Origin of the sequence: Fulvivirga sp. (genome assembly GCF_040220315.1) — a bacterium.
GTDB lineage: Bacteria > Bacteroidota > Bacteroidia > Cytophagales > Cyclobacteriaceae > Fulvivirga.
In genome coordinates this window covers 1-7,695 of sequence record NZ_JAVJUY010000370.1, presented here as the reverse complement: position 1 = coordinate 7,695, position 7,695 = coordinate 1, and the positions used below count along the sequence as shown (strand labels likewise).

Annotated in this window: 4 protein-coding genes; all 4 read right to left on the bottom strand. The window is 38.8% G+C overall.

Annotation, left to right across the window (positions count from 1 at the left end):
- A partial coding sequence (ileS, locus tag RLO81_RS19250) for an isoleucine--tRNA ligase (protein WP_350115685.1) occupies positions 1–2,940 on the bottom strand: 2,940 nt, incomplete at its 3' end.
- 18 nt (positions 2,941–2,958) lie between these two features.
- Entirely contained in the window at positions 2,959–5,316 is a 2,358-nt protein-coding gene (locus tag RLO81_RS19245) for an efflux RND transporter permease subunit (RefSeq protein ID WP_350115682.1), read from the bottom strand.
- A 241-nt stretch (positions 5,317–5,557) separates the two neighbouring features.
- Positions 5,558–6,889 carry a deoxyguanosinetriphosphate triphosphohydrolase gene (locus tag RLO81_RS19240; RefSeq protein ID WP_350115679.1) on the bottom strand — a complete coding sequence of 444 codons (1,332 nt, stop codon included), beginning with the start codon at positions 6,887–6,889 and terminating at the stop codon, positions 5,558–5,560.
- 10 nt (positions 6,890–6,899) lie between these two features.
- The coding region (locus RLO81_RS19235; RefSeq protein ID WP_350115677.1) for a zinc-dependent peptidase at positions 6,900–7,695 on the bottom strand (796 nt) is incomplete at its 5' end.

The window sequence follows — 7,695 nt, the reverse complement described above, 5'->3', positions numbered from 1 at the left end:
AAGTTGTGCAATATCTTCTGCAGATAACTGATTTATCTTGTCAGCAATCTCCTTCATTTTAGGACCATACTCCTGCCCTAATTTTCTGAAGTTAGGCTTCACATTCTTCACCAGAATGCCAGATTCATCATCTACAAACTCGATTGATTTGATGTTTACCTCAGAGCGGATTAACTCCTCAACAGCACTTACCTGACTTTTAAACTGGCTGTTTAAAACCGGCACTAAGATTTTAGAAAGAGGCTGCCTTACCTTGATCATATGCTTCTTGCGAAGTGAGTGCACCAAGGATGAAACTGTTTGAGCGAGGCTCATTTTACTTTCTAAATCCTCATCGATAATTGACTCATCTGCTTTAGGAAAGTCAGTTAAGTGAATAGACTCAGCTCTATCTAAACCTGTAACAGCATTCAAATCCTGATACAGCTTGTCCATATAAAATGGCGCAACAGGTGAAGCAAGCTTGGCAATAGTTGCCAAACAAGTATATAATGTTTGGTATGCAGATCTCTTATCTTCGTTGTACTCGCCTCTCCAGAATCGCTTTCTGTTCAACCGAACATACCAGTTACTCAAATCATCAATTGTAAAGTCTTGGATAAGTCTGGCTGCCTTTGTTGGTTCATATTCATCAAATGCCTGATCCACTTTTGAGATGAGGGTATTTAGTTTACTTAATATCCAACGGTCGCTTTCTGTTCTTTTGCTTACTTCTATTTCACCGTCCTGATAATTGAAGCCATCTAAATTGGCATATAAGGCAAAGAAAGAATAAGTATTATGAAGTGTACCAAAGAATCTTCTTTGTACTTCAGCAACCCCTTCAATATTGAATTTAAGGTTATCCCAAGGGTTGGCGTTGGAAATCATGTACCATCGTGTAGCATCAGGCCCGTATTCAGCCAGTGTTTTAAACGGGTCAATTGCATTGCCTAAACGCTTGGACATTTTGTTGCCGTTTTTATCCAGCACAAGGCCATTGGCAATTACATTTTTGAATGCCACACTCTTATTAAGCATGACCGCAATGGCATGCAGTGTAAAGAACCAACCCCTAGTCTGATCTACACCTTCAGCAATAAAATCTGCCGGATAGTTCGCCTTAAATGTTTGCTCATTTTCAAAAGGGTAGTGCCATTGTGCATAAGGCATGGCGCCAGAATCAAACCACACATCAATCAAATCAGGTTCGCGGAACATCTTCTGCCCAGAATCAGATACGAGCACAACATCATCCACATAAGGTCTATGTAAATCAAAGTCGTCAGAGATTGACTCCGTCATAAATCCAGCTTTGATGGATTTCTCAACCTCCTCCTTTAATTCAACTAAAGAGCCAATACATTTTTGTTCTGTTTTATCTTCAGAAACCCAAATTGGCAATGGTGTCCCCCAGAACCTTGATCTTGATAAGTTCCAGTCTACCAAATTCTCCAACCAGTTGCCAAAACGACCAGTACCGGTAGACTCTGGCTTCCAGTTGATTGTCTTATTCAGAGCTACTAAATCATCTTTAACAGCTGTTGTTTTGATGAACCATGAGTCTAATGGGTAGTAAAGCACTGGCTTATCAGTTCTCCAGCAATGAGGGTACGAGTGCTCATATTTCTCAACCTTGAAGGCTTTGTTTTCTTCCTTCAACTTGATGGCTATCAAAACATCCGTTGGTTTGAAATCAGGATTATTACGTGTTTCATCATCGTAATATTCTTCTTTCACATATTTGCCAGCAAAGTCTGTTACTTCTTTTACAAATCTTCCCTGCTTATCCACTAATGGAACATCATTGCCTTGCTCGTCTTTTACCATTACAGCAGGAACGCCATTTTGTTGAGCTACACGAAAGTCATCTGCACCAAAAACGGATGCCGTATGCACGATGCCAGTACCATCTTCAGTTGTCACAAAATCTCCGGGTATAACTCTGAAGGCATTTGACTCTAAATCTTCATTAGTAACGTAAGGCAGAAGTTGTTCGTATCTAATTTCAGTTATGTCACTACCCTTGAATGTTTGAACTACTTTGTAAGGGATTAACTTATCACCAGCTTTATAATCCACAAGTTCAATAGCATCTGCCTTTGAGTTGAAATGCTTAGCCACTAAATCTTTCGCCAGAACTACAGACACCGGCTCATGGGTGTAAGGGTTATAGGTTTTTACCTTTACATAATCAATTTTTTCACCCACTGCCAAAGCACAGTTTGATGGCAATGTCCATGGTGTGGTTGTCCATGCCAAAATGCGTACATCTTCATCTTCTGATTCAAACAAGAATGCTGATCGGTCATTTTTCTTCACCTTAAATTGAGATGTGACCGAAGTATCTTTTACATCTCTATAAGTTCCTGGCTGGTTCAACTCATGTGAACTAAGGCCTGTACCAGCTGCAGGAGAAAACGGCTGCACTGTGTAGCCTTTGTAAATTAACCCTTTATCATAAAGTTGTTTTAGTATATGCCATAGCGACTCCATGTAATCTTTCTCGAAAGTCACATAAGGATCATCCAAATCAACCCAGTAGCCCATTTTCTCAGTAAGGTCATCCCACTGATCTTTGAACTTCATTACAGTCTCTTTGCACTTTTTATTATAATCTTCTATTGAGATTTTTTTGCCTATGTCCTCTTTGGTAATGCCAAGCTCTTTTTCTACCTGGAGTTCAACAGGAAGGCCGTGGGTATCCCAACCACCTTTTCTTTTTACCTGAAACCCTTTAAGTGTTTTGTATCGGCAAAAAATATCCTTTACTGCCCGTGCCATCACATGGTGAATACCAGGGGTTCCATTAGCAGAAGGTGGACCTTCATAGAATGTAAAAGTTGGATTTCCTTCTCGCGTAGAAATTGACTTATCAAATATTTTATTCGATTTCCAAAAGTCTAGTACTTCGTTTGCTACCTCAGCATAGTTGAGTCCTTTATACTCTTTATACTTCACCGCTACTTACCTTTATGTTTATGAATTATTTTCTTTGTTGTCAGAATCTTCACTATTGACAACTTTAATTAGGTCCAGGTCAATCTCCTCATCTTCATCTTCCTGATAGAAGCCATCGTCATATTGCTCTATAAGAGGATGAACATCCTTTCTTCTTTTTCCTGAATCAAAGGTCATCAGTAAAGAAGGAAGTAAAATTAGATTGGTGATCATGGCTATCAACAATGTGATGGAAGTAAGAATTCCCAACGCTACCGTTCCACCAAAATCTGACCAGACAAATATTATAAAGCCGGCAAATAGTATGATGGATGTGTACATCATACTTGCCCCTGTTTCTTTCAAACTTTTACTTATGGCCAAGGGCACAAAGAATTTGTTAGCAAATAGTTCCTGCCTGTATTTGGCTAAGAAGTGAATGGAATCATCTACTGATATACCAAACACTATACTAAAAATTAATGCCGTACTTGGTTTTAACGGAATGCCCGCAAAGCCCATTATGCCTGCCGTAATCATTAAAGGAATTACGTTTGGAATGAGTGAAATTACGATCATTCTAAAATTGGCAAATAGCATGGCCATGATTATGGCAATAATGATAAATGCCAGGCAAAGGCTAAACCATAAATTTTTAATTAAGAATTTATTCCCCTTAATAAATAATGGTGTAGTCCCCGTCACGCTAATTTTCATATCCGTTCCGGCAGTGATAGAATCTATTTTAGGCTGCACCACCCCTTTAATCAGAGAATCCATTTTATGTGAACCCACATCCGCGATTTGCATGCTCATGCGCATTTTGGTTAGCGTAGAATCAACAAATGAATTGAAAAGACCTGTGCTATCTTCCTGATTACGCATATAGCGTAAGATGAAATTCTTTTCTCTATTACTTGGCAGGCTGTAACGTGCGGGGTTATTATTATAGAAAGCCTGCTTGGATGCCTTCACAAAACTAACCACACTCACCGGTTTTGAGATATCGCGCTGTTCACCCAGAAAACTTTCCAGCTCCTCCAGCTTTTCAAGGTTATCTAAATCGATTACACCACGCCTTTTTTGAGTATCAACAATAAATTCCAATGGCATAATGCCGCTAAAATGTTTTTCGAAAAACCGAAGGTCTTTCTTGATCTGGCTTTTTGCCGGAATATCGTCTACCATATAACTGATAGCCTCAATCTTGTACATACCAATTGCAGAAATAACTATCAAGGCAACTGTCACCGAATAAATGGCTATTCTATGCCTATGCACCAGAATATCCATTTGAGTAAGCACAAAATCAATTCCTTTGAACCTAAGGTGCTTTAGCTGTTTACCTCCGGGTGATGGAAGCCACGAAAATACTGCAGGTATTAAAATGATGCTGACAAGGAATGTTGCCATAATGTTTATACCTGCTATAATTCCGAATTCTCTTAAAATGGTAATATCTGTACTCATTAATACCAGGAAGCCAACCGCTGTGGTAAAGTTTGTAATGAGTGTTACCAACCCTATTTTACGCACCTCTCGGCTTATGGCCATTACTTTATTGCCGTGTTGCTCAAATTCCTGATGATATTTATTTAAGAGATATACACTGTTGGGTATACCAATGACGACAATGACAGGCGGAATTAATCCAGTAAGGATGGTGATTTTATATCCAAACAAAGCCAATGAGCCCATTACCCAAACCACTACTACTGCAATGATTGTCATAGGGAAAACAACGGCATCCCATGTTCTAAAAAATGCAAAAAGTATGATGGCAGTTACCACTACAGAAAGGATGAGAAACATCTGCATTTCATTCCGTACATTTCCTGCCACTACTGATCGGACAAAGGGTAGGCCTGCATAATGCAGCTCTATGCCAGTTATTTCTTCAAATACTGCTCCATATTTTTGAATTTCCGCAGTAAGCTCAAGTCGTTTTGGCGAGTTTAAAACTTCACGATTAATGGATACGAGTATAAGTGTGGCCCCATTCTCTTCATTCAACAACTGGCCGCTGTAAAACTTTTGATCATGAGCCAACTGTAAGAGGCTATCAAATTCATCTTTTGATGAAGCTATATTATCTCCAAAAATTGGAACTACATCAAAGCGCTTTTTAACGGTATTTTTTTCAAGACGTTTAATTAATGGTAAGCTTAAAACACTATTAACCCCCTCAATACTATTCAGCTGTTTACTCAGCTCACTGAATTTCTTGAAATTGTCTAATTCATAGACTGAGCTGTCTAACACACCAAGAGCCACCAAATTTCCATCTTCACCAAATAGCTCTTTAAACTTTTGAAATTCCACCATATCCGGATCATCAGCCGGCACGGTTTTCATGAAGTCATAGCTCATCTCCACATTGCGAGCATGATAGCCCATAAATGCAGTGATTAGCACCAGTATTGATACCAGTACTAACCTTTGTTTGATAATAATATGACTAAGCTTTGTCCACATAGCAAAAATGAAGGCACAAAGGTAATGATTTTACCCTGAAATGAGCATAAACTTTAGGTAACCTATATTATGCCAATCAAAGGTTACTTAAAGTTTATGAGAATTCCATGTGACAGGTAAAAAACACTTAATACACATGAATCTATAATTCAAAAAGTCCTATTCAGGCATTAGGAAGGGAGATACCTTTGATCTTCCTGAACATCGATATGGCATGCCTATCGGTAAGCCCTGAAACGAAGTCGACACAGCACAAAAGTTGGTGATAAATACGACCATCATTCTGGCTTAAATCCAATTGCACTTCAGGTGGTAATAGCCTTTCAATAGCTTTGTCTTTTTTCGTTTTTGAAGCTTTATCTTTATTCACCACTGCTTCGGTAAACACTTCTAGCAAACCTGGCAACACTTCAAAACCGGCAGCTTCTGTTTCCATCACATTTCTGGATCGATATATCTTCTGGATGGAAATGGAAATTACTTCTTCAAGCACTGAATTGCTGGGCACACTATCAGTTAAAGAAATATCATATGAACCATCCATTAGACCTTGTTCATTATCAAGGAAAAGCTCCGAGCATTCATTAATCAACTGGCCAACGGCCATCGCTCTTAATATTCCAATGCGCTCATCTTTCGTATCGATGCGCTCCAGCTTTTCTTTGTTGAATTTGTCTTTTAGAATGCCAGCGAATAGCTCAACAGTTTGTTCGTAAGAAACCAATCCTAATCTACAGCCATCCTCCAAATCAATAAGGTGATAACATACATCATCGGCAGCCTCCACTAAAAATGCCAGTGGATGGCGAGTCCATGTATAATTACCTAAAGATTGCAAGCCCGTTTCTTCTGCTATCGATTTGAATATTTCTTTTTCTGTTTGAAAAAACCCATACTTCTTTTGGCTTCGCCTTGTTTTATCCTGATTAGCAATAAGGCATTGTCTTGGGTATTTACTAAAAGCTGCCAATGTTGCATAAGTAAGCTGAATGCCTTGATAACGTGATTTGTTTAAAATTCTAAAGCCCTGTGCATTGCCTTCAAAGTTTGTAAGGTCGGCCCATTCTAATTTAGAAACCTGGCTTTCATATTTCTTACCCGGCCCTGATTTAAAAAATTCTGAAATAGCATCTTCGCCCGAGTGACCAAAAGGTGGGTTACCAATGTCATGCGTTAATGAAGCTGCTGCCACTATTGCTCCAAAATCATGAACTGAGTACTGATCAGAAAGTGATTTATTTCTATTTAAAATAACTTCACCAACTCGCTTACCCAATGACCTACCAACACTTGACACTTCCAAACTATGTGTAAGCCTTGTATGTACAAAATCGTGCTCTGGAAGCGGATGAACCTGGGTTTTATCTTGCAGTCTTCTGAATGGGTAGGAGAAAACGATTCTATCAAAATCCTGCTCAAAGGCACTTCTTCCTTTTTCATGTTGTGCTTTTTTATCTGCGCCTCTTTGACTTGACAGAAGTTCGTTCCAATTCATTTTATAAAAATTAAAGAAGATCAAATTTATACAATTTCAAAGGATCTTGATTAAGGAGAGTTTTGAGCGTTTCGTAGAGGTCGGGATGTGCCTGCTTCAGTTCCTGAGGCTGTTCAAAAAAGTATTCCAAAGAAACCGCAAAAAACTCATACTCATTGGTACCGGCATAGGCTCTCAGCAAATGGTCTTTCCCTGCCCTGATATGCTCTAATTCTCGCATGGTAATTTTATCTAATGCGAAAAGTGCTTCTCGATTTAAAAACTCAAACTCCTCATTTTTTATCCTATTCTCGAAGTGGATGGCATGCGCCATTTCATGAATACCCAGATTGTAAGAATCCCTAAGGTCTCCATATCCCTGAACAAACGCTTTCCATGACAATACAATAATTCCAGCGCGTGGATTTACCTCGCCTAGATGATAGCGTTTATTTATGTGTGAGTAGTATTCATTGGGATAAATGAGAATTTTATCAAAATTAGACAAGTAAATTTCTGGTAAACGAAAGGTAAGCTGTATGGCTGATGCCGAAATTAATACCCGCATTTCTGGTGTAACCATCGGTATTCCTCTGGGAATAAACTTTTTTGAGTACATAAATCTCCTCAGTTTACGCTCAAATTCAATTTTGTCGCTGGCTGAAAGTACCTTGTAATAAGCACAGTATTGATTTAAAATATTGCGATACTTTGGGTAAAGTGGTTGCCTTACTTTTACATGATACCTAACTTCATCATAGATGAATATATAAAAATCATTAAAAACAGACCAGACCCCGTAAATGAGTACCAGAATAGGGGCACCC